Below are 21,320 nucleotides of genomic sequence, written 5' to 3'. Positions count from 1 at the left end.
AAATCCCTCTCTCTCCGCCAGACCACACATCTAAGCCCTTGAGAAATCAAGGGCTTTTTTTGTTTTTCCCTTTCCCGGAAACACCGGTTTCCGTCCCTGCCTTCGTTCTAAAGTCAGTCTTATTAATCTAAAAAAACACTTCGTGGGAGTCGCGCAAGGCACTGATTTTCATGAATTTGTTTCCTGACTTCTAGCCAGTCAACAAATCCACAAAAATGCCGATCCCCCGCAGCGGATAGGTCTGCTTACAGCCAGGAGCAGTCATTGAGCAATTCGTCACTCAGCGGATCTTCGAGACTATGTTTAGCACCCAAACCATGCCAAAATCATAAAAATTCGTTCAGCTGACTTAACATTTCAGAAGAGTGGCTCTCGCACGATTTGGTAGTTTATGTGCGAGGTGTGAAGTCTTGCTGCATAATAGTCAAATAGCATTAAAAATTCCTTACTTCGACTAATTATGACTGCCCCTTCTTCATGGATAACGTTCCGTCCAGAGCGAACACTGCACCTTCACGCCCCACGATTGAGAGCTGGAGAAGTTTCTGTTGTTATCCCGGTTCGTGATAATCAGCCGGGGGTGATTCGGCTACTGAGGTCGATTGCAAACTTAACCGAATTGCCCAAAGAGGTTGTAGTTGTTGATAACCTTTCTCAATCCCCTCTCTCATTACCGGGAATGCCATACCCTGTCTCAATCGTTAGTTGCCATACACCTGGGCCTGCGGCTGCGCGTAACGCTGGTGCTCAAGCATCGCGCGGTGAGTGGATTTGGTTCCTTGATAGTGACTGCATTGTTCAAAGGGATGCCCTACTTGAATTTGAGCGTGCTTCTGGTGATGTCATCGGAATGGCCGGTCGAGTGAAGTCGAGTACAAATCGTCTGCTAGGAAGGTATTACGACTCTCAAGAAATCTTGTTTCCACAATTTGCTGAAGACGAGGAGCCGCTTTATCTGATTACTGCTTCAGCATGTATTCATCGTGCATCTTTTTTTGCTGTGGGAGGGTTTGATGAGTCTTTTCCTCTTGCTGCAGGTGAAGATATCGACCTTGGATTTCGCCTGTTTGGGTCAGGAAGACTAGCTTTTGTCCACAGCGCAATTGTCCATCACGATTTTGAGGAAGACACCGGAGCATTCATCAAACGATTCCAACGTTATGGACTTGGGAATCGACTTTTAGCAAAGAAATACAACATCTGCCTTGCCCCATCGCCGTTCATTCCAAACCATCCAACATACCTAAAGCGTACGTTGGCAAAGATTCAGTATGAGGCCCTATTGGCAGGATATTCTCAATCTGTTTAAGGCCCTACTATTCGGTCAGCAAGGCCACTTGCAACCGGTGGGCTTTGGTACTCAGCCCAGAACAAGACCAGTTACTCTCTCATTCGTGAACGTCCACGTCTTCATGTCGGTAACAGCTGCTTTGGGTCGGCAGCCGTCTGACCAACAAGGCAGGAAAAATGATCTAAAGCAACAAATACAAACTACATATTCATTGGGCTTTAGGCGTGATAACAGTATGTTTTTTTAGAGGAAGAAAACACCTAACCTTATGAATATGTTGCATTTGCAACCAAAATCGAAATCAGGCGTAGGTGCGAGCCTACCGAGGGTTCGAATCCCTCTCTCTCCGCCAGACCAAATACCTAAGCCCCTGAGAAATCAGGGGCTTTTGCTGTTCTGCCACAGATCTGCCCCTGCCCCGCTCCCCGCCCAACCCTGCCCGTCGCGTATGCCGACACCTTCGTCCTGCAGCGCCACTGTATAAAGAAACATATCGTATCCGCACTCCCCAAGGAAACGCCATGACCACCCCTGCCAGCCCCAAGCAAGCCGCGGTTGCCTTTTTGCAGTTGGCCGCCGCCGGCCAGGTCGATGAAGCCTTTGCGCGCTTTGCTGCGGCCAACTTCCGGCATCACAACCCCGGCTTTGCCGGCGATGGCGCCACGCTGCAGGCCGCGATGCGCGACAACGCCCGGCAGCACCCGGACAAGACTTTCGAGGTGCAAAGAGTCATTGCCGAGGGGGAGCTGGTGGCGGTGCATTCGCGTGTCCACCTGCCGGCCATGGCGCTGACCCTGGCCGTGGTGCACATCTTCCGTTTCGAGCATGGCCGCATTGCCGAGCTGTGGGATATCGGCCAGCCGCAACCGGCGGCGATGCCCAACCAGCACGGCATGTTCTAGCCTGCCGCCCGGCTATGCCAATACCGCCGCGCTAGCCGCCGCCTGTTCCCGCAACCAGGACAGCAGCGCCTGCAGGCCGGGATGTTCCGCATAGCTGTCCGGGTACACCAGGTAGTAGCCGGCGCCGGTGTGCAGCACGTGTTCGAACGGGCGCACCAGCCGGCCTTGCTGCAGTTCCTCCTGCAGTAGCGCCATATCGCCGATGGCCACCCCCAGCCCGCTGGCGGCGGCAGTCCAGGCCAGGTGGTGCAGGTCCACCACCTGGTGCTTGTACTGTGCCAGCGAATGCACGCCCTGGGTGGCCAGCCAGGCTTCCCATTCCTCGTAATCCTTGGTGGTGTGAAACAGGGTATGGCCGCGCAGCGCGTCCAGGCTGCGCAGCGCATGCTCGCCCTGCAGCATGGACGGTGCGCACACCGGGCTCAGCAGCTCCGGCAGCAGCAGTTCCGCCCGCATCTCCGGCCAGCTGCCGCGCCCGAACAGGATGTAGGCCTGGGAGGCGCCAGGGTCGAGTTCGGCCGGTTCGTACACCATGCTTTCCATGCGCAGCTGGGTGAGCGGGTGTTGCTGGTAGAAGCTGCCCAGGCGCGGCATCAGCCAGCGCACGGCAAAGCTGACATACACCTGCAGCGACAGGATGTCGGTCTGCGTCTTCAGCTTGCGCTCCACCTCCCTGAGCCGCTCCACCACGTCCTGCGCCACCGGCAGCAGCACGCGGCCGGATGGCGTGGGCTGCACCTGGCGGCTCTGCCGCTGCAGCAGCGGCGTGCCGTAATGCTCCTCCAGCAGGCGAATCTGTTTGCTGATGGCCCCCTGGGTGAGGCACAGCCGGCGCGCGGCCTCGGTAAAGCTGCCAGCCTGCACCACGGTAACGAAGGCGCGCAGCGCGGTAAGGGCGGGAAGATGGTGGGTCTCGTTCATGACGGTATGGAATAGCTTCATGCCAATAATTCGTTCGTACAAATTAGGCTATTTCCGTATGTTGCTCAATACACAGCGCCAGCCTACGGAGCCCGCATGTACCACGAATACGATTCCCAACGGCAATATACCCTACAGCATGACCGCCGCCTGAGCGCCAGTGGTGGGCAGCTGGCGTTCGAGGGCGTTGAGCTGCCGGCGCTGGCGGCCACATTCGATACGCCGCTGTTTGTCTACTCGGCACCGGAAGTGCGCCGCAATATCGCGGAAATCCGGCAGGCGTTCGCGACGCACGGCAACACCCGCATCTGCTACGCCTCCAAGGCCTGCTCGCTGCTGGCGGTGCTGCAGGTAGTACGCGAGGCAGGCATCAGCGTGGAGGCCAATTCGGTCAACGAGATCCGCCGCTGCCTGGCGGCGGGCTTTCAAGGCAGCGACATCGTCTACAACGGCGTGGCCAAGCGTGACGAGGAGCTGGATTTCGCCATCCGCCAGCAGCTGCACGCCATCAATGTGGACAGCGAACAGGAGCTGGCCGCCATCGACCGCATCAGCCGGCAGCTGCAACTGCCGGTGCGCATCTGCCTGCGGGTGGAGCCGAACGTGAAGGCCGCCACCCATGAGGGGCTGATCACCGCCTTCCGCGCCAAGTCCGGCGTGGACCTGGCGGATGCCGAGCGGCTGTGCCGCCAGGCGCTGGAGATGCCTTATGTGCGGCTGTGCGGCCTGCACATGCACGTGGGCGACCAGGTGCCGGATGCGGAGCCCTTCGCCGCCGCCAGCCGCGTGCTGGTGAATACCGCCCGCCAGCTGGAAGCCACACTGGGCATCCGCTTCGACATGATCAACGTCGGCGGCGGCATTCCCACGCCGTATCGCTATGCCAGCGACCGCGGTGCCGGCGGGCCGGACAATATGCAGCCGCAGATCGGCGCCAGCGAGTTTGCGCAGGCGGTGATCCGCGAAGTGCATGCCTGGCGCCAGGACATCGAAATCTGCATCGAGCCCGGCCGCAAGGTAGTGGGCAGCGCCGCGCTGCTGCTCACCGGCATTGTCAGCGGCAAGCACAAGACCCTGCTGCGCGAGGACGGCAGCGTGGAAGGCCAAGTGCAATGGCGCATGCTGGATGCCGGCTTCAATGTGATTCCCGATTACAAGGACTGGTATTTCTACGTCTACAACGCCAGCCGGGTAACCGCCAGCCACTGCCAGGCGGTAAAGCTGGGCGGCCCGCTGTGCGACGGCGGCGACTACTTCCGCCAGGGCCCGCTGGGCGAGCAGTTCCTGCTGCCGGACAGCAGCGCCAGCGGCGACGTGCTGGCCTTCCTCGACGTGGGCGCCTACCAGCTGGAAACCCAGACCGTCTACAACGCCCAGCCGCGCGCCGCCGCGGTGCTGATCGACGACGGCGGCCACTGCCGGCTGGTGCGCCGCCGCGAGCAGTTCGACGACATGCTACGGCTGGAGCGCGACCTGGGCTGAGCCTGCTTTCGCTGGCGGCGGCCCCGTCGCCGCCGGCAATACCTGCAACACCATCACCTGAATAAAAAGCTGTTACTACAAACCGGAGGAGTCGTGATGAAGCTGAAAACCCTGTGTGCCGTATTGCTGTCCGGCATTGCCCTGCAGGCGGGCGCCACCGATCTTGGCAACCTGCGCATCGGCACCGATGCCAGCTACCCGCCGTTCGAATCGCTGAACCCCAGCGGCCAGATCATCGGCTTCGAGGCCGACCTTGCCGTCGCCGTGTGCAAGGAGATGAAGGCGCGCTGCAGCCTGATCAACCAGGACTGGGACGGCATCATCCCCGGGCTGATCGCCAAGAAATACGACCTGATCATCTCGTCGATGACCATCACCAGCGAGCGCGCCAAAACGGTCACCTTCACCGAGCGCTATTTCCGCACCCCGCAGCGCATGATCGCGGCCAAGGGCAGCCCGCTCAAGTTCACCCCGGAAGGCATGAACGGCAAGCACGTGGGCGTGCAGCGCGGCACCACCGCCGACATGTACCTGAGCAAGTTCTGGGCGCCGCGCGGCATGGACGTGGTGCGCTACGAAGACCAGGACAAGGCCTATGCCGACCTGATGAACGGCCGGCTGGATGCCAGCTTCCAGGACGAGCTGCAGGTTGAGGCCGGCTTCCTCAAGAGCGAACAGGGCAAGCGCTTTGCCTTCGTCGGCCCGTCTATCAACGGCGACAATGCCGCCGAGCGCGAAGTGCTGGGCGCGGGCGCCGGCATGGCGGTGCGCAAGGAAGACAAGGAGCTGGTGGCGCGCCTGAACAAGGCCATTGCCGCGGTACGCGCCAACGGCACCTTCAAGAAACTCAGCGTGCAGTACTTCGGGCGCGATATTTACTGATAGCCCATGCCGCAACAGCAAGGCCCTGCCCAGCCGGCAGGGCCTTGTGCATTTGGGCCGGGCTCTGCGCAGGGAAACCGACAATCAGTCGCAGTGCCACCTGCCTGCGGAGGGAACCGTAACCGGGGAGTGCGGCGCTACTCGGCAAACTGCTGGTACAGCTGCTGGTACACGCCATTGCGGCGCAGCTTGTCCAGCGCCGCCTGCCAGCGGCGTACCTCCTGCTCCGGTGTGGCGGCGGACAGCGCGATGTAGCCGTCGTCGCTATTCACCACCACCGGCAGCTGGCTGACTTCGCGCGGGTTGATGTCGGCGTTGCGCAGCTTGCGGTCGATATCGAGGCTGGAGGAAACAACCAGCTCCACCCTGCCCGCCACCAGCATCTGCAAACAGCCTTCGTAGCTGTTGCTGCGCGACAGCTGGCTGAAACCCAGCTGGGCCAATAGATGATCATGCACATTGCCGTTCAGCACGCATACCGGCAGCAAGCGCGCCTCTTCCAGGCGGGTAACGCCGGTGGGGTAGGCCGAGCGCTCGTAAAAGTAGTCCGCCTCCTGCCAGATCGGCCCCACCCAGCGGGCCAGCGGTTCGCGGGCCAGGGTGCGGCTGAGATTGAACAGCGCCACCTGCGGCTGCACCTGCAGCATCTGCCAGCCGCGAGCCAGCGGCACGTCGCGTACCGCCACATGCAGTTGCAGCTCCTGCTGCAGCTGTAACAGCAACTCCACAAAGAAGGCGCGCTTGCCGCCATGCGGCAAGCCATGCAGCTGGCCATTGCGATACGCCACCTGGCCATCGGTGCTGTGTGTCAGCAGCTCTGCGCCGCCCCCGCCAACCACAGGCTGCAGCCTAGTACAGCCACCATCCGCCCTGCCCAGCCGGATATGCTCACCATCATTGCCCCGCCACTCTGCTTTTATAGAAACATACGATATACGGAAATTTATATCGAATATTACAGCGGCAATTCGGCCAACTTGTCCTTGATGGTCTTCATCACGATGTAGGAACAGATGTCGCGCATGCCCGGCAGCTTGTTCAGCTTTTCCACCACGAAGCCGGAAAACGCCGTCAGCCCCTTGGCGCGGATGTGCAGCACATAGTTGCTGGCGCCGCTCACCACGTAGGCGGCCACCACTTCGTCGAACTCGGTTACCTGCTTCAAGAACCCTTCGTGCCAGTCCGGGTGGCTGTGATCCACCGTCACGTGCACGATGGCCTCCAGCTCGTAACCCAGCTGCACCGCGTCCAGCCGCGCGTGGTAGCCGCGAATCAGGCCGTTTTCCTCCAGCGTGCGTACCCGCCGCAGGCAGGCCGATGGCGACAGCGCCACCTTGTCGGCCAGGTCCTGGTTGCTGAGCCGGCCATTGGCCTGCAGCGCGGTCATAATGCGAAAATCGATGGCATCCAGTTGCATACGCAAGATCCTTTCTTACATTCACCTCACCACTGCATGATTTGCGAAAAACCGCCGTTTCACAAGTCAAGTTTGCAACCAGCCAAACTTGCCGCGGTGCTACGATTTTGGTGTGGAGAGCGGTGCGGCCAACGCACCGAACAATTGCAGCAGCCGGCGCCGCCGGCATCTACGTAAAGAGGAACACAGACATGCTGACCCGTGCCGACTGCCTGGCCGCCGATGCCCGCGACCCGCTGGCTTCGTTCAAGGAGCAATTCAACATTCCGCAGGGCGTCATCTACCTGGATGGCAACTCGCTGGGCGCGCAGCCCAAGGCGTCGATGTCGCGCTGTGCCGAAGTGGTGGCGCAGGAATGGGGCGTGGGCCTGATCCGCAGCTGGAACACTGCCGGCTGGTTCGAGCTGCCCGGCCGCCTGGGCAACAAGCTGGGCCAGCTGATCGGCGCCGGCGAAAACGAAGTGGTGGTTACCGACACCACCTCGCTGAACCTGTTCAAGGCCCTGGCCGCCGCCATCCGCATCCAGCAGCAGGCCCAGCCGCAGCGCCGCGTCATCGTGTCCGAGCGCGACAACTTCCCCACCGACATCTACATGATCGAAGGCATGATCGACCTGCTGCAGCAGGGCTACGAGCTGCGCCTGATCGACGACGCGCTGCCGCTGGAGCAGGCGCTGGATGCCGACGTGGCGGTGCTGGCGCTGTCGCACGTGAACTACCGTACCGGCGCCATGTACGACATGGCCGCCGTCTCCGCGCTGGCACACCAGCGCGGCGCGCTGGTGATCTGGGACCTGGCGCATGCCGCCGGCGCAGTGGAAGTGGACCTGAACGCCGCCGACGCCGACTTCGCCGTGGGCTGCACCTACAAATACCTGAACGGCGGCCCGGGCTCCCCGGCCTTCATCTGGGTGGCGCCGCGCCACCAGGACCGCTTCTGGCAGCCGCTGTCCGGCTGGTGGGGCCACAACCGCCCGTTCGCCATGACCGACAACTACCAGCCGGCGCACGGCATCCGCCGCTTCCTGTGCGGCACGCAGCCGATCACCTCGATGGCGATGGTGGAATGCGGGCTGGACGTGGCGCTGCAAGCCGACATGGCCGACATCCGCGCCAAGTCGCTGGCGCTCACCGACCTGTTCATCCAGCTGGTGGAGCAGCGCTGCGGCCAACACCCGCTGACGCTGATCACCCCGCGCGAACATGGCAAGCGCGGCAGCCACGTCAGCTACCGCCACCCGCAGGGCTTCGCGGTGATGCAGGCGCTGATCGCCCGCGGCGTGATCGGCGACTACCGCGAGCCGGAAGTGCTGCGCTTCGGCGTCACCCCGCTGTACCTGGGCCATGCCGACATCTGGGACGCGGTGGAAGTGCTGCGCGACATCCTGGACAGCGGCAGCTGGGATCGCCCCGAATTCCACCAGCGCGCCTCGGTGACCTGAGCCTGTAGCCAGCACGTAAACGCGAAAATGCCGCTCAGCAATGAGCGGCATTTTTATTGCAGCCGCCCAGGGTTGGCCGCATGGTGGTTTCCTCTCTACGCCATCCGTAGCCAGGATAAGCGCAGCGCATCCGCACTACGCGGCACGTAGGGCGGGTTAAACCAGCGGTTCATACCCGCGTACACCGACAACTGCGCGCGGGTATGGCCGCGGCCAACCCGCCCTACAGGGCGTTTCGTCATGCGGGAGCAAGCCTGGTCGCATGGCTGCGGAACGCCGCTTTGCGGCTTCCGCCCTACCACTGAGCAAACCACGCGGTAAGCGTTGGGCTTCGCTACGCTCGGCCCAACCTACACATCACGTAGGGCGGGTTGAACCAGAGGTTCATACCCGCGAGCACCGACAACTGCGCGCGGGTATGGCTTGCGGCCAACCCGCCCTACAGGGCGTTTCGTCATGCGGAAATAAATTTGGCCGCATGGCGGAACGCCGCTTTGCGGCTTCCGCCCTACCACTAAGCAAACCATACGGTAAACGTTGGGCTTCGCTACGCTCGGCCCAAGCTGCACGGCCGCCATGAAAAATGCGGCCAACCCTGTAAAGGTTGGCCGCATCGCCAGCACAGGCAAGCCGTGCCCTTACTGCGTTTCCAGCTGTTGCAGCAAGGGCGGGTCGATGATGTCGATGTCGCGGCCGCGCACCGCTATCGCGCCCTGCTCCACCAGGCTGTGCAGCACGCGCGAGAAGGTTTCCGGGGTGATGTTGAGGCGCGAGGCGATCACGTTCTTGTTCACCGCCAGCCGCACCACACTGTCGCCGCGCTGGCGCTGCAGCTGCAGCAGGTAGCCGGCCACCCGCTGCGAGGCGTTTTCCACCGAGTAGCGCGCCACATCGCGCATCAGGTTGTGCAGGCGCAGCGCCAGGCCGGCCAGCATGCGCTGCGCAAAGCCGGGGTCGCTGACGATGGCGGCGCGGATCGCATGCGAGCTGACATGCAGCAGCAGGCCGTCCTCGATGAACTGTGCCATCACCGGGAACGGCTGGTTGAGGAACATCACCGCCTCGCCGAAGCTCTGCCCCGGGTGCAGGATCTCCACCACCTTTTCCACCCCGCCGTTGGAGCTGAGGGCCAGCTTGACCTTGCCGTACACCAGCAAATACATGCCGTCGCAGGTATCGCCCCGCTGAAAGATCACCTGCCCTTTCAGCCCGCGCAGCTCGCGCGTGGCCGGCACCAGCGCCTGCAGCTGCGCCGGTGACAGTTGCTGGAACAACGGCTGGTGACTCAGAAACGCCGAAACGTCTATCGGTGACATACTGCCCTCGACGATGAAAATATCTGGCGCAAGGCTACGCCGGCCGCCGGCGCACTGCCATGCGCCGGAAGAGGGTGACGGCTAGCTCCTAATGACTAGTCCCACTGGAGCGCGTCACCTTGTTGTAAACGTTGTACTTGCCGATGGGCTTCATCATCGGCAGCGCCGCCACTTCGCGGAAGGTGGCGGCATCCACCACCACCAGCTCGCCCGGCGTTTCCATGATGCTCACCAGCGCGTAGCGGCCGTCGCGGGTGAACTCCACGTGGGCATTGGTCTTGCCCGGCCGCAGCGTGAGCTGGCGCACCACCTTGAAACTGCGCTTGTCGATGATGGAAAGCGTGTCGCGCTGCGGCGACATCATGGCGTCCACCCAGGCGTACGGCGTGTTGTCGTGGCTGCGCAGGAAGAAGCCCGGCCCCGGCGTGGCGATATTGGCCGCCACCTGCCAGCGGTCCATGTCTATCACCGTCACCCGGCCGCTGTTGAGGTTCGGCGTGGCCATGTAGTGGTGGCCGTCCTGTTCGAAGGTGATGCCGGAGCCCAGGTGCGGCATGCCGTCCAGCGGCAGCTCGGCCACCTTGCTGCGGCTGTCCAGGTTGATCACCTGGGCGTGGCCGTCGCGCGAGGCCGCCATCACGTGGCGGTAGCTGTCGTCAAAGAAGAAGTCGTCCAGCACCATGTCCAGCGGCGTCACGCGCGGGTTGAGGTAGCCGGGCAGCGCCAGGCCCTCGCCCATCTGGTAGTCGTGCACGTAGCCGGGGTAGATCGGCGCCGCCTTGGGGTCGTAGGAGATTTCCCACAGCTCGGCGGCATCCTTCAGCGCTACGACGAAGCTGTTGCGCGGTGCGGCGTCGTACACCGCCGATACCCGCGACGGCTTGCCGCCGCGATCCTGCACCGGGTAGGTCTTCACCGGTTTGAGGCCGTTGGCGTCCAGCAGCACCAGGGACTGCGGCAGGGTGTTGCCGGCCAGCACCCAGCGGCCATCGGCCGATACCGCCAGGTTGCGGGTGTTCAGCCCGACGCGGATCTCCGCCACGGTCTGCAGCGTGTACAGGTCGTACTGGCTGATCCAGCCATCACGGCTGGCAAAGTAGACAAAGCGCCCGTCCGGCGAGAACTTGGGCCCGCCATGCAGCGCGAAGCGGCTCTGGAAACGGGTAAGCGGCTGGAAGCGGTCGCCATCCAGCACGGTGACGTGGTGATCGCCCGCTTCCACCACCACGAACAGGTTGCGCGGGTCGATGCCCGCCGCAAACTGCGGCCTGGCCGGCAGGCTGGCCGGATTGACATACTGGATGCGCGAGGCCGCGGTATCCGCCTCGCGCCAGGCCGGCGGCGTGGCCGGCGGGGTGGCCAGCCAGCCGGCCAGTGCGCGGATGTCGGCATCGGACAGCCGGCCGGCAAAGCCGGCCATCTGCGTGGCGGTGCGGCCGTCGCGGATGGTGGCCAGCACCTCGGCCGGCTTCAGCCGCTCCAGGCTCTGCGGCAGCAGCGCCGGCGCCATTGCCCCCATGCGCTCGGCGCCGTGGCAGCTCTGGCAGTGCTGCTGGTACAGCGCCGCCGGGTCGGCCTGCGCCGCCAGCGGCAGCAGGGCAGTCAACAGCAACAGCAGCTGGCGCTTCATGCCTGCACCTCCCGGATGCTGCCGCGTCGCCACGGCGTCAGCGCCGGCAGGGTGTAGCTGCCCGGCGTCACGCCGATTTCGGCGTCGGTGAGGTAACAGGCCGGGTCGGCCGCCCAGTAGTCGCCGGTAAGCTGCCAGGCGCGCACGCGGGTGTTGCCGTTGCAGATCGCCAGGTGGGCGCAGGCGGCGCAGCGCCCGGTCACCGGCCGCGGCCGCTGCTTGAGCCCGGCCATCAGCGGGTGGCTGGTATCCGGCCAGATGGCGGAAAACGGCCGCTCGCGCACATTGCCCAGCGTCACCTGCCACCACATGGTGTCCGGATGCACATTGCCGACGTTATCGATATTGGCCACATTGACACCGCTGGCGTTGCCGCCCCACTGCAGCAGCCGCTGCTGCAGCGCCGGCGCCTCGGCCGGGTAGTGCCGCGCCGCCCACTGCAGCAGGTAGATGCCGTCGGCGTCGTTGTTGCCGGTAACGAAGTCGCGCGGGTCGCCGGCCCGCAGGTGCGCATGGCAGGCGTCCAGCAGCAGGTCCATCGCCCAGCGGGTGCGCGCGTGGCGCGCGTCGCTGTCGCGGTGCTTGTTGCCGCGCCCGGCGTAGTTCAGGTGCGAGAAGTAGAACTTGTCGATGCCCTCGTCCGCCACCAGTTGCAGCAGCGCCGGCAGGTCGTGGGCGTTGTCCTCGGTCATGGTGTAGCGCACGCCCACCTTGATGCCCACGTCGCGCGCCAGGCAGATGCCGTCCAGCGCGCGCGCAAAGCCGCCATCCATGCGGCGGAAGCGGTCGTGGGTGGCGCCGATGCCGTCCAGGCTCACGCCCACGTAGTCGAAGCCGGTATCGGCGATGCGGCCAACGTTGGCCGCATCGATCAGCGTGCCGTTGCTGGACAGCCCCACGTAGAAGCCCATGTCGCGCGCGCGGCGGCCGATGGTGAAGATGTCCGGCCGTAGCAGTGGCTCGCCGCCGGACAGGATCAGCACCCGCACGCCGAAGGCGTACAGGTCGTCCAGCACCGTGAACACTTCATCGGTGGACAGTTCGCCGTCGAAATCCTTGTCGGCGGAGGTGGAATAGCAGTGCTGGCAGGTAAGGTTGCAGCGGCGGATCAGGTTCCAGATCACCACCGGGCCGGCCGGCGGTCGCGCTGACGCCAGCGGCGCCGGGTGCAGCAGGGTGTGCAGGTAATGGCTCAGACGCAACATGACAGCCTCCGGCGATAACAATGGCGTCATCGTCGGTGTTGCCAGCGGCAATCTCATTGACTGCAGTCAAGCGCCAGTCAAACGGCGCTCAATGCAGGTGCGGATGGTGTTGCCGGTACCACTCTTTCAGGAAGCTGCCACCGCGCATGGTGAAGGTGACCACTGCCGCGCTGCCCAGGGCAGCCAGCAGCAGCAGCGGAATCCACGGCTGCGCCATGAACAGCACCAAGACCAGTACCAGCGCCATCATGAGGGCGCCGTTGTACCAGCCGCGCTGTCTGCGTAGGGAAGACATGACCATACTCCTTGCCCGCCGGCATGCAGCGGGCAGTGCATCGTGCGCCTGTGCGCACCCTTTCAGTGTAGCCCCGGGGACGCCCCGGCACAGAACACACTGGGCGCCGCCACGGCTTTCCCGCCGGGCCGTCTGCGCCTATCATCTCGGCCCGATACCGTTTACAAACCGATTGCCATGCCTTACCTGATCATCGTCACCATTCTGTGGGCGTTTTCCTTCAGCCTGATCGGCCAGTACCTGGCGGCGCAGGTGGACAGCGACTTTGCCGTGCTGCTGCGCGTGCTGATCGCCACCGCCGTGTTCCTGCCGTTTACCGTGTGGCGCGGGCTGCCGCAGCGGCTGGCCGGCGGCTTCTGGCTGGCCGGCGCGCTGCAGTTCGGCATCACCTACCTGTGCCTGTACCGCAGTTTTGCCGTGCTGACCGTGCCGGAGGTGCTGCTGTTCACCGTGCTGACGCCGATCTACGTCACCCTGCTGGACGATGCACTGTCGCGCCGCCTCAACCGCTGGGCGCTGCTGGCCGCCGCGGTGGCGGTGGGCGGCGGCATCGTCATCCGCTTCCAGCCGCTGCAGGGCGAATACCTGCTGGGCTTTCTGCTGCTGCAGCTGGCCAACTTCACCTTTGCCGCCGGCCAGGTGCTGTGCCGCCGCCTGCTGCAAAACTACCCGCAGCAACTGCCGCTGCACCGCTACTTCGGCCATTTCTTCCTGGGTGCGCTGCTGGTGGCGTTGCCGTCCTTCCTGCTGTTCGGCAACCCGGCGAAGCTGCCGCACAGCACCATACAGTGGAGCGTGCTGGTCTATATGGGGCTGTTCGCCACCGCGCTGGGCATGTACTGGTGGGTGAAGGGCAGCGCGCAGGTCAGCGCCGGCACGCTGGCGATCATGAACGAGCTGCACGTGCCGGCCGGGCTGCTGGTGAATGTGCTGATCTGGAACCACCACGCCAACCTGCAGCGACTGGCGCTGGGTGGCGCGGTGATCCTGGCCTCGCTGTGGCTGAACCGGCTGGGGCGCGCGCAAAGCGTCTGAACGCCGGCCTCCCAGGGGTTGGCCGCACGCCGCGCTAGCGCAGCCGCTAGTGCAAGCGATAGTGCCGCACCATGGCGGCCAGCTGGCCGCTCTGGCGCATCTGCGCCAGCCGGCTGTCAATCAGGGTCTTGACCTCCTCCGGCATGCTGCGGTCGTACATCAGGTGGATGTCGATCACCGGTATCACCGCCGACAGGTCGTAGAAACGGAAGTCGTCCGGCGACAGCCCCTGCTCGCGCAGGTTGTATAGCAGCCGCATCTCGGTATCGACATAGCCCACGCCGCGCCCGGCGCGCAGCATGCGGATGGCGCTGTCCTGCGACAGCGCGCGCTGGTCGATGATGCGGCCCTGCGCCGATTTGCTGCGCAGGTAGTTGTCCAGCCCCGGGTAGTCGTAACCGTGCATCAGGATCAGCTGCTGCTCGAACAGGTCGCGGAGCCGGTGATAGCGGAAGCGGCTGCTCCTGGGCACCGCCAGTACGTGGTGCCAGCTGAAGATGGGCTGCTGCGACATCTGCCAGCCCGGCTGCAGCCAGGGCCTGGCGCCGTAGCTCAGCCAGTTGGGCGTCTGCCCGCTGCTGCGCAGCGATGCCATCCGTGGCCCCGGCGCCACTATCGGGTGAATCCGGTGCGGGCTGCCGTGGAACACCTGGCGCACGATTTCGGTTACCAGGCCGCCATGCATCGGGTCGTCGCGCGTCACGATCTGGAACGGCTCCACCTGCTCGATCACCATGTAGCTGATGTCGGCCGCCAGCGCCGGCGCCAGCAGGCCCCAGCACAACAGCACGGCCCACAGCCGCCGCATGCACTGCCCCGTCATACTCCTCCCCCGTACAGCATTTGTTCTTATCGATAGTTGTATCGGGATCGCCGGCCGGCGGCAAGCTGTATATGCAAAGCAGATGGCGGCAGGCTCACACCCGCAAGCCGCTTTTCTTCAGGATGCGGCTGGAGAACAGCACCTCGTGGCGGCGGCAGGCGTCGCCCAGCTGCTGCCGTATCGCCGCCACCTGGTCCTGCACCTCGTCGCGGCTGCGGCCGTGGCACATGGCGAACAGGTTGTACGGCCACACCGGCTGGCGCCGCAGCCGGCGGTAGCAGTGGCTGACAAAGGGCTGCGCGCCCACCTGCTGCCCCAGCGCATCCACCTGCTCGTCGTCCACATCGAACACCGCCATACCGTTGGCCGCATAGCCGATGGCGTAGTGGTTGGGCACCGCGCCGATACGGCGGATCACCCCGTTCTGCACCATGGCGGCCAGCCGCGTGCACACCTCGTCGGCCGCCAGGCCCAACTCGGCGCCCAGCTGCTGCCACGGCTCGGCCAGCAGCGGCAGCCCGCCCTGGGTGCGGCGGATCAGCTGCCAGTCGGTGTCGTCCAGCGCCACCGCGCCGGCATCGCCGGCCACCAGCTCGCGCCGCCCCACCGGGGCGCTGCCGCCCACCGCGAACTGCATGCCCACGTAGTACTCGCGCAGCTTGGGAAAGTCGTACACCCGCAGGCCGGTGGCCTCCTCGATCTCCAGCATGGCGTCGTAGATGCGCCCCGGCGTGCTGGTGGCCAGCACGAACCACATGTTCAGCTCGTGCTCGCGGCGGTAGTTGTGCGCCACTGCCGGCAGCGCGTCCAGCTGCGCCGCCACCGCGTCGTAGCGCGCCTCCGGCACCACCATCGCCGCCAGCACGAAGGCGCCGCCCATGCGCTCCACCTGGTACATGGGGCCGAAGCGGGTCAGCACCTTGCGATCCAGCAGCGACTGCAGCCGCTCGCACAGCTTGGCGGCCGACAGGCCCAGCGGCTCGCCCGCGAGTGCGAACGGCCCTGGCAGCAGCGGAAAGCCGCCCTGCAGGCGGTCGATAATCAGGCTGTCGATGACATCCAGCGGCAAGGCAGCATTCATGTGGTTTCCTGGTGGTAACGGGCGCCGCGCTGGGTGTAGCGGCGGGTGGACAGCAGCATGGCCTGCGGCACGTGCAGCAGCAGGTGTTCCTCGGCCAGCCGCCGCACCTCGCGCCGTGCGCTGTCGGCATCGCGGGTATGGATCATGCAGAACAGGTTGTACGGCCAGTGCGGGCCGAGCGGCGGGCGGGCATAGCACAGCGACACCGCGGCATCGCCGGCCAAGCGGGCGCCGATATCGTCGCGCGCCGCGGCCGGCACCTGCCACACGCACATGGCGTTGCCGCGAAAGCCCAGCTCGTGATGGCGCAGCACAAAGCCGAAACGGCGCACCACGCCGCTGGTTTCCCAATCCTGCAAGCGTTCGCGCACCGCCTGTTCGGCCAGGCCGCTGGCGGCGGCCAGTGGCAGAAACGGGCATGGCAGCAGCGGCAGGCCGTCGCCCAGCGCGCTGATCAGCCGGCGGTCGGCCTCATCCAGCGCCGGCGGCGGCGGGCTGACGGTAACTCGCCGCGACGGCCCCTGCTCGCCCAGGGCAAAACCCAGGTCGATGTGGTATTCGCGCTCCAGCGGCAGATCCAGCGGCACCAGGCCGGTAAGCTCCGCGATGCGCGCCAGCGCGGCGACAATGCCGGCGCGGTCGGGCGCCGCCAGCACGAACCACAGGTTGTAATGGTGATCGCGCGCGTAGTTGTGGTTGACCTGCGGCAGGCTGCTCACCAGTGCCGCTACCTCGTCCAGCCGCGCCGGCGGCACCGCCAGCGCCGCCAGGGTGCTGGCGCCCACGGTGTTGGGGGCGAACACGGCGCCGATGCGGCTGATCAAGCCGTCGTCGCGCGCCTGCTGCAGGCGCAGCAGCAGCACCGACTCCGGCAGGCCGCACTCGGCGGCCAGCAGCGCGAACGGCGCCGACTGCAGCGGGAAGTCGCGCTGGTAGCGGTCCAGCAGCCGCAAGAACGGGTCCTGCAAACGCTGCTGCATGTCACATCCCCATGCGCGCGGCGCGCCAGCTGAAGAAGATGCCGGAAGGGTTGGCCGCAGGCAGCTCGGCCACGGTGGCAAAGTTCTGGGTGTCGATCACCACCAGCTTGTCGTCATCGCGGCTGGACAACCACACCGCATCGCCACGGCCGGTGAACTCCATGTGCAGGATGGCCTTGCCCGGCTTCAGCGTCTTGATGACCTGCATGCTGGGCACATCGATCACCTGCACGGTGTCGTTGTGCGGGTAGGCAAAGTTCACCCACACCCGGCGCCCGGACGGCTCGGCCATCACGAACACCGGCTGACCGTACACCGGCACCTGTGTCACCTGCTGCCAGCTGCGGCTGTCCGCCACCAACACGCTGTTGTGGCCGATGGCCGGCAGGAAGGCGTAATCGCCGGCCATGCTCCAGCCGCGCAGGTGCGGCATCTTGTACACCGGCTGCCGCTGCTGGCCCTGGCCGTAGCCCGGCAGGATGCGACGCACGCCGGCCTCTGGGTGCCAGGTGTCCAGCAGCGCCAGGCCGTCCTCGCCGTACAGGCCGGCAATGTAGTAGCGGCCATCGCCGCTGGCCAGGCCGTCATAGGGCTGGCGGCCGATGTCGCGGTATTTGCTCACTTTCGGCGCGCGAGGGTTGGCCGCATCCAGCAGCCAGATCTCGCCGGCCTCGAACAGGCTGTAGGCAAAACGGTTGCCCGGCAGGTCGGCCAGGCCCACCACCTTGGATGGCTGGCCGTGTTCATCCACCGCCGGTACATCGGCCAGCAGCGCCAGGCTGTCGGCATCGAACAGCTTCACTCCCCCCGGGCTGTAGTTCTGCGCCGCCACGATGCGGCCGTCGCTGGAAATGGCGCCGCCTATGCTGTTGCCGGCCTGCATTACCCGCGCCACCAGCTTGCCGCTGAGGATGTCCACCTTGGACAGCCCGCCGTCGCGGCCGAACACGTACACGTAGCGCGCATCGCGGCTGTACACCAGCGAGGCGTGCGACAGATCGCCCAGCCCCGTTACCCGCGACAGCTGCGCCAGGTGGCTGTTGTCCACCACCTGCACGCTGCCGCTGGCGCGTTCTATCACTACTCCCAGGTCGCCGCTGCCACGCAGCGCCGGGCTGGCGCAGCCTGCCAGCAGTGCGGCGGCGGCCATGGCCAGCGCCAGTTTGCTCAATCGTTTCATGGTGCGCTTCCCTGTTGCAGTTGCCGGATCAGCCAGCGCGCCTCGTCCTCGCTGATGAACGGTCGCCACGGCGGCATGGCGGTGCCGGGGCGGCCATCCAGCAAGGTGGCGACCAGGCTGTCCGCCGGCTTGCCGGCCAGCGCCGCGGCGGTGAGCGGGCTGCCCAGCCCGCCCTGCAGCGTCATGCCATGGCAGGCGCCGCAATCCTGGCGCAGCAGGTGCTGCAGCTCGGCGGTGCGGGCGGGGGCTGGCGCGCCCGGGGTTTCGGCATGGGCGGACTCGTAGAACAACACGGCGCTGCAAACCAGCAGCAGCAGGCATTTCAGACTCAGCCGCAAGGGGCTGGCAGGAGGAGGTTTCATGCTTGATCTTCCGGCAAAGGCTTGCGCCAGCAGGCGGCACCTGCTGGCACAAGCCGTCGCAGCGTGCGGCCAACCTTGCGGCCGGCCGCTTTACAGATACGACTTATTGCGACAACACCCACTTCACCAGCTGCTTCAGCTCGGCATCCGGCACCTGCGGGTTGGGCGACATCGGCACCGGGCCAAAGCTGCCGGAACCGCCCTTGCGGACTTTCTCTTCCAGCTTGGCCTGCACGTTCTGGCCCTTGTACTTGGCGGCAACGTCCTTGAACGCCGGCCCTACCACCTTGTGATCCACGCTGTGGCAGGCCAGGCAGTTGTTCTTCTTGGCCAGCTCCAGCGAGGCGTTGGCCGGGGCGGCCAGCAGCAGGCCGGCGGACAGCAGGCCGACAGTCAGCAATGTCTTGTACATGGCGTTATCTCCTTGGCGGGCATCGGCCGCCGCCACCTCACGGCGCGGCGGCGTCATGCCCGGGCTATCAATAAATATCGTGCTGGGTGTTGAACACGTTGAACTTGCCGGTCGGGGTGATCAGGCGCTTGTCCTTGATGACCGCCTTGCAGCTGCGGGTCTTGTCGTCCACCACCACGATGGCGGATTCCTTGTTCTTGGCGCTCCACACCGAGAACCACACCTCGTCGCCGGCCTTGTTGTACTCCGGCTGCACCACGCGCTTGGCACCGTCATCACCCAGCTTGGCGCAGGCGGCCACGTCCACGATCTGCGGGCCCTTGTCCAGGTTGTTGATGTCGTATACCGCCACGCTCTGGCTGACCTTGGCTTCCGGGTTCAGCGGGGTATCCACCCACAGATTGTGCGATTTCGGGTGGGTCTTGATGAACAGCGAACCACCGCCCTGGCCCTTGAAGGTGGCGACGGCCTTCCAGGCGTACTGCGGGTGTTTCACCGGGTCGGTGCCGATCAGCGTCACGTCGTCGCTACCCAGGTGCGAGGTGCTCCACACCGGGCCGAACTTGGGATGCACGAAGTTGGCGCCACGGCCCGGGTGCGGGGTCTTACCCACGTCCACCAGCGCGGCCAGCTTGTCGAGCTTGGTATCCACCACCGCGATCTTGTTGGAGGCGTTGGCGGCTACCAGGAAGTAGCGGCCGCTGCTGTCGAAGCCGCCATCATGCAGGAACTTGGCGGAATCGATAGTGGTGGTCTTGAGGTTGTTCAGGTCGGAGTAGTCCACCATCATGATCTTGCCGGTCTCCTTGGCATTGATCACGAATTCCGGCTTGTAGTGGCTGGACACGATGGACGCCACGCGCGGCTCGGGGTGGTACTCGTTGTCCACGGTCATGCCGCGGGTGGAGACGATCTTGCGCGGTTTCAGCGTATCGCCATCCATGATCACGAACTGCGGCGGCCAGTAGGTGCCGGCCACGGCGATCTTGTCTTCCCAGCCCTTGAACTTGGAAGTTTCCACCGAGCGCGCTTCCAGGCCCACCTTCACCTCGGCCACGTTGTCCGGCTTCGGCATCCACAGGTCAATGAGGTTGATCTTGGCATCGCGGCCGATCACGTACAGGTAGCGGCCGGAGCTGGACAGGCGCGAGATGTGCACCGCGTAGCCGGTCTTGACGATATTGATGATCTGCTTGGAGTCGCCGTCGATCAGCGCCACTTCGCCGGAGTCACGCAGCGTTACCGAGAACAGGTTGTCCAGGTTGTAGTTGTTCATCTTGTGCGTCGGGCGCTGGGCCACCGGCACCAGCTCCTTGCGCGACTTCTCGATGTCGGCCATCGAGTATTCCGGCGGTGTCGGCGGCTCCTGCTGCACGTAGCGCGCCATCAGGTCCACGTCCTGCGGCGTCATTTCACCGGAGGTCTGCCAGTTGGGCATGCCCGCCGGGCTGCCGTAGGCGATGAACACTTTCAGGTAATCGGTGCCCTTGGCCAGGGTGATGTCCGGGGTCAGCGGCTTGCCGGTAGCACCCTTGCGCAGCACGCCGTGACAGCCGGCGCAGCGCTCGAAGTAAATCTGCTTGGCACGGGCAAACTCCGCCTTGGTCATCGGCGGCGCCTTGGGGTTGATGTTCTGGTACATCTCCTCGCCGGCCAGCGGCGAAGGGGCTGACTGATAGGCCGCCTCCGGCTGGGGCTTGGCAGCCGCATCGGCCCAGGCCAGGCTTGCCGCCAGCGGCAGGGTTACCAGCAATACGCCTTGTGCGAGCGCGCTCATCCTCGGGACTTTCATGATGTTCTCCACCACGCTTATGAAGGAATCGATGCGTGCATCATCCGCCCGCCATCAGGACGCCAGCATTGATTCGCATCAACGCTTTCCGGACACGTCAGCAGGGGTATTTTCCTCAAGCTCCAGACCCCAGTCGCCATGCAGGTACCAGTCGTCGCCGAGAATCTCCGCCGGGTGCTGAGTGCGCCCGGAACCGTTGCCGCATTGCAACGACCCGGCCGGGCAGTACTTGTCGCAGCCCCAGCACACACGCTCCGGATGCGCCGGGTGAATGGGAAACTTCTTGGCCATGACGGCCTCCTTTTCTTGCGGCCAACGTTGGCCGCATGTCTTGCATCCCGGATGCGGCCAAGCTCAAGCCGTAGCACGTAGGGCGGAAGCCCCGCCAGGGGTGTTCCGCCAGCATGCGGCCAACCTTGTATTCGAACGGCGGAACGCCCGGTAAAACCGGGCTTCCGCCCTACCTGTGAACGCGTTGCCGCGTAGACCCGTAGCCCGGATAGGTGCAGGCAGAGCCGAACCGACGTGCCCCAGTCCCGTTGGCGCGAGCCGGGCAAAATTGTGCGTCCCAGGTTTTAAGACGCCGATCTGTCTGAGCCCCGAGCCGTTAGCGAGGGGCGAGTTCGGCGGCGCCTGGGGCGTGCCTTTTTGCACGGGGTTTCGAGCAGCGCCAATAGATATCAGGGGTCGCCTTTTCTTTGGGTACTTTCTTTTGGTGAAGCAAAAGAAAGTACCCCGTGTGCCGGGCGGAACCGGCGACTTCAAACCATCATCCGCGCAGCGGACTCCACACCAGACAACACCACCAAACCAACCCGGTAAACGTTGGGCTTCGCTACGCTCAACCCAAGCTACGCGGCTGTGCCGAGCTG

At 64.7% G+C, this 21,320-nt stretch carries 21 protein-coding genes; 6 read left to right on the top strand and 15 right to left on the bottom strand.

All coding sequences use genetic code 11. From position 1 onward, the window contains the following. Positions 1-460: 460 nt before the first annotated feature. Both PSELUDRAFT_RS10505 and PSELUDRAFT_RS10500 read left to right on the top strand, forming a co-directional pair. Positions 461-1,309, top strand: coding sequence for a glycosyltransferase family 2 protein (locus PSELUDRAFT_RS10505; RefSeq protein ID WP_088966804.1), 849 nt, complete (start codon positions 461-463; stop codon positions 1,307-1,309). A gap of 503 nt (positions 1,310-1,812) precedes the next feature. Further along, positions 1,813-2,193, top strand: coding sequence for a nuclear transport factor 2 family protein (locus PSELUDRAFT_RS10500; RefSeq protein WP_088966803.1), 381 nt, complete (start codon positions 1,813-1,815; stop codon positions 2,191-2,193). A gap of 12 nt (positions 2,194-2,205) precedes the next feature. Here the strand turns inward: PSELUDRAFT_RS10500 and PSELUDRAFT_RS10495 are convergent, their stop codons facing one another. Then, a complete protein-coding gene (locus PSELUDRAFT_RS10495) occupies positions 2,206-3,135 on the bottom strand; it encodes a LysR substrate-binding domain-containing protein (RefSeq protein WP_088966802.1) in 930 nt (309 codons plus the stop codon). Between the two features lie 75 nt (positions 3,136-3,210). Between PSELUDRAFT_RS10495 and lysA the strand changes: the two genes are divergently transcribed. Further along, a complete protein-coding gene (gene lysA, locus PSELUDRAFT_RS10490; protein ID WP_088966801.1) occupies positions 3,211-4,596 on the top strand; it encodes a diaminopimelate decarboxylase in 1,386 nt (461 codons plus the stop codon). 96 nt (positions 4,597-4,692) lie between these two features. After that, positions 4,693-5,478, top strand: coding sequence for an ABC transporter substrate-binding protein (locus PSELUDRAFT_RS10485; protein WP_088966800.1), 786 nt, complete (start codon positions 4,693-4,695; stop codon positions 5,476-5,478). Positions 5,479-5,615: 137 nt separating this feature from the next. Here PSELUDRAFT_RS10485 and PSELUDRAFT_RS10480 read toward each other — a convergent pair whose 3' ends face one another. Both PSELUDRAFT_RS10480 and PSELUDRAFT_RS10475 read right to left on the bottom strand, forming a co-directional pair. Beyond that, positions 5,616-6,317, bottom strand: a complete 702-nt coding sequence (locus PSELUDRAFT_RS10480) for an ABC transporter substrate-binding protein (protein ID WP_088966799.1) — start codon at positions 6,315-6,317, stop codon at positions 5,616-5,618. A gap of 116 nt (positions 6,318-6,433) precedes the next feature. Beyond that, positions 6,434-6,895 (bottom strand): Lrp/AsnC family transcriptional regulator, encoded by a 462-nt coding sequence (locus PSELUDRAFT_RS10475; protein ID WP_088966798.1) that lies wholly within the window; start codon positions 6,893-6,895, stop codon positions 6,434-6,436. A 191-nt stretch (positions 6,896-7,086) separates the two neighbouring features. On the opposite strand from PSELUDRAFT_RS10475, the gene kynU reads away from it, so the two are divergent. Continuing rightward, positions 7,087-8,337 (top strand): kynureninase, encoded by a 1,251-nt coding sequence (gene kynU / locus PSELUDRAFT_RS10470; RefSeq protein WP_088966797.1) that lies wholly within the window; start codon positions 7,087-7,089, stop codon positions 8,335-8,337. A gap of 638 nt (positions 8,338-8,975) precedes the next feature. Here kynU and PSELUDRAFT_RS10465 read toward each other — a convergent pair. From PSELUDRAFT_RS10465 to PSELUDRAFT_RS19365, 4 genes are all read right to left on the bottom strand, one after another. After that, entirely contained in the window at positions 8,976-9,653 is a 678-nt protein-coding gene (locus PSELUDRAFT_RS10465) for a Crp/Fnr family transcriptional regulator (RefSeq protein ID WP_088966796.1), read from the bottom strand. 88 nt (positions 9,654-9,741) lie between these two features. Next, entirely contained in the window at positions 9,742-11,283 is a 1,542-nt protein-coding gene (locus tag PSELUDRAFT_RS10460; RefSeq protein ID WP_088966795.1) for a nitrite reductase, read from the bottom strand. After that, positions 11,280-12,488: a heme d1 biosynthesis radical SAM protein NirJ gene (gene nirJ, locus PSELUDRAFT_RS10455; protein WP_088966794.1), complete on the bottom strand. Its 1,209-nt coding sequence runs from the start codon at positions 12,486-12,488 to the stop codon at positions 11,280-11,282. Before nirJ ends, PSELUDRAFT_RS10460 begins: the two co-directional genes overlap by 4 nt. Before the next feature lie 88 nt (positions 12,489-12,576). Further along, complete coding sequence (locus PSELUDRAFT_RS19365; RefSeq protein WP_157725087.1) at positions 12,577-12,783, bottom strand: hypothetical protein; 207 nt, start codon at positions 12,781-12,783, stop codon at positions 12,577-12,579. A gap of 177 nt (positions 12,784-12,960) precedes the next feature. Between PSELUDRAFT_RS19365 and PSELUDRAFT_RS10450 the strand changes: the two genes are divergently transcribed. Continuing rightward, the gene (locus PSELUDRAFT_RS10450; protein WP_088966793.1) at positions 12,961-13,818 is read left to right on the top strand and encodes an EamA family transporter; all 858 of its coding nucleotides are present in this window, start codon (positions 12,961-12,963) and stop codon (positions 13,816-13,818) included. Between the two features lie 46 nt (positions 13,819-13,864). On the opposite strand, the gene PSELUDRAFT_RS10445 is transcribed toward PSELUDRAFT_RS10450, so the two are convergent. The 8 genes from PSELUDRAFT_RS10445 to PSELUDRAFT_RS10410 form a co-directional block, all read right to left on the bottom strand. Next, positions 13,865-14,626, bottom strand: a complete 762-nt coding sequence (locus PSELUDRAFT_RS10445) for a hypothetical protein (protein WP_088966792.1) — start codon at positions 14,624-14,626, stop codon at positions 13,865-13,867. 109 nt (positions 14,627-14,735) lie between these two features. Further along, positions 14,736-15,722, bottom strand: a complete 987-nt coding sequence (locus PSELUDRAFT_RS10440) for an Lrp/AsnC family transcriptional regulator (RefSeq protein ID WP_088966791.1) — start codon at positions 15,720-15,722, stop codon at positions 14,736-14,738. Further along, positions 15,719-16,702, bottom strand: a complete 984-nt coding sequence (locus tag PSELUDRAFT_RS10435) for an Lrp/AsnC family transcriptional regulator (protein ID WP_088966790.1) — start codon at positions 16,700-16,702, stop codon at positions 15,719-15,721. The genes PSELUDRAFT_RS10440 and PSELUDRAFT_RS10435 overlap by 4 nt, the downstream gene beginning before the upstream one ends. A 1-nt stretch (position 16,703) precedes the next feature. Continuing rightward, a complete protein-coding gene (locus PSELUDRAFT_RS10430) occupies positions 16,704-17,882 on the bottom strand; it encodes a cytochrome D1 domain-containing protein (RefSeq protein ID WP_088966789.1) in 1,179 nt (392 codons plus the stop codon). Beyond that, positions 17,879-18,244: a cytochrome c gene (locus PSELUDRAFT_RS10425; protein WP_088966788.1), complete on the bottom strand. Its 366-nt coding sequence runs from the start codon at positions 18,242-18,244 to the stop codon at positions 17,879-17,881. Before PSELUDRAFT_RS10425 ends, PSELUDRAFT_RS10430 begins: the two co-directional genes overlap by 4 nt. A gap of 103 nt (positions 18,245-18,347) precedes the next feature. Beyond that, positions 18,348-18,656 carry a c-type cytochrome gene (locus PSELUDRAFT_RS10420; protein WP_088968461.1) on the bottom strand — a complete coding sequence of 103 codons (309 nt, stop codon included), beginning with the start codon at positions 18,654-18,656 and terminating at the stop codon, positions 18,348-18,350. A gap of 67 nt (positions 18,657-18,723) precedes the next feature. Further along, the gene (locus PSELUDRAFT_RS10415; protein ID WP_088966787.1) at positions 18,724-20,448 is read right to left on the bottom strand and encodes a nitrite reductase; all 1,725 of its coding nucleotides are present in this window, start codon (positions 20,446-20,448) and stop codon (positions 18,724-18,726) included. A 78-nt stretch (positions 20,449-20,526) separates the two neighbouring features. Beyond that, complete coding sequence (locus PSELUDRAFT_RS10410) at positions 20,527-20,739, bottom strand: DUF3079 domain-containing protein (RefSeq protein WP_088966786.1); 213 nt, start codon at positions 20,737-20,739, stop codon at positions 20,527-20,529. Positions 20,740-21,320 lie beyond the last annotated feature (581 nt).

Source organism: Vogesella sp. LIG4 (assembly GCF_900090205.1).
Taxonomy (GTDB): domain Bacteria; phylum Pseudomonadota; class Gammaproteobacteria; order Burkholderiales; family Chromobacteriaceae; genus Vogesella.
This window is presented reverse-complemented; position numbering and strand designations above follow the sequence as displayed.

Excerpts from the sequence above, each read along its gene's own strand:
- PSELUDRAFT_RS10485 (WP_088966800.1), top strand. The coding sequence starts at position 4,693 with ATGAAGCTGAAAACCCTGTGTGCCGTATTGCTGTCCGGCATTGCCCTG.
- PSELUDRAFT_RS10445 (WP_088966792.1), bottom strand. The coding sequence starts at position 14,626 with ATGCGGCGGCTGTGGGCCGTGCTGTTGTGCTGGGGCCTGCTGGCGCCG.
- PSELUDRAFT_RS10415 (WP_088966787.1), bottom strand. The coding sequence starts at position 20,448 with ATGAAAGTCCCGAGGATGAGCGCGCTCGCACAAGGCGTATTGCTGGTA.
- PSELUDRAFT_RS10460 (WP_088966795.1), bottom strand. The coding sequence starts at position 11,283 with ATGAAGCGCCAGCTGCTGTTGCTGTTGACTGCCCTGCTGCCGCTGGCG.
- PSELUDRAFT_RS10450 (WP_088966793.1), top strand. The coding sequence starts at position 12,961 with ATGCCTTACCTGATCATCGTCACCATTCTGTGGGCGTTTTCCTTCAGC.
- PSELUDRAFT_RS10430 (WP_088966789.1), bottom strand. The coding sequence starts at position 17,882 with ATGAAACGATTGAGCAAACTGGCGCTGGCCATGGCCGCCGCCGCACTG.
- PSELUDRAFT_RS10500 (WP_088966803.1), top strand. The coding sequence starts at position 1,813 with ATGACCACCCCTGCCAGCCCCAAGCAAGCCGCGGTTGCCTTTTTGCAG.
- nirJ (WP_088966794.1), bottom strand. The coding sequence starts at position 12,488 with ATGTTGCGTCTGAGCCATTACCTGCACACCCTGCTGCACCCGGCGCCG.
- PSELUDRAFT_RS10410 (WP_088966786.1), bottom strand. The coding sequence starts at position 20,739 with ATGGCCAAGAAGTTTCCCATTCACCCGGCGCATCCGGAGCGTGTGTGC.
- PSELUDRAFT_RS10435 (WP_088966790.1), bottom strand. The coding sequence starts at position 16,702 with ATGCAGCAGCGTTTGCAGGACCCGTTCTTGCGGCTGCTGGACCGCTAC.
- PSELUDRAFT_RS10495 (WP_088966802.1), bottom strand. The coding sequence starts at position 3,135 with ATGAAGCTATTCCATACCGTCATGAACGAGACCCACCATCTTCCCGCC.
- PSELUDRAFT_RS10420 (WP_088968461.1), bottom strand. The coding sequence starts at position 18,656 with ATGTACAAGACATTGCTGACTGTCGGCCTGCTGTCCGCCGGCCTGCTG.
- PSELUDRAFT_RS10505 (WP_088966804.1), top strand. The coding sequence starts at position 461 with ATGACTGCCCCTTCTTCATGGATAACGTTCCGTCCAGAGCGAACACTG.
- PSELUDRAFT_RS10440 (WP_088966791.1), bottom strand. The coding sequence starts at position 15,722 with ATGAATGCTGCCTTGCCGCTGGATGTCATCGACAGCCTGATTATCGAC.
- lysA (WP_088966801.1), top strand. The coding sequence starts at position 3,211 with ATGTACCACGAATACGATTCCCAACGGCAATATACCCTACAGCATGAC.
- kynU (WP_088966797.1), top strand. The coding sequence starts at position 7,087 with ATGCTGACCCGTGCCGACTGCCTGGCCGCCGATGCCCGCGACCCGCTG.
- PSELUDRAFT_RS19365 (WP_157725087.1), bottom strand. The coding sequence starts at position 12,783 with ATGTCTTCCCTACGCAGACAGCGCGGCTGGTACAACGGCGCCCTCATG.
- PSELUDRAFT_RS10475 (WP_088966798.1), bottom strand. The coding sequence starts at position 6,895 with ATGCAACTGGATGCCATCGATTTTCGCATTATGACCGCGCTGCAGGCC.
- PSELUDRAFT_RS10465 (WP_088966796.1), bottom strand. The coding sequence starts at position 9,653 with ATGTCACCGATAGACGTTTCGGCGTTTCTGAGTCACCAGCCGTTGTTC.
- PSELUDRAFT_RS10425 (WP_088966788.1), bottom strand. The coding sequence starts at position 18,244 with ATGAAACCTCCTCCTGCCAGCCCCTTGCGGCTGAGTCTGAAATGCCTG.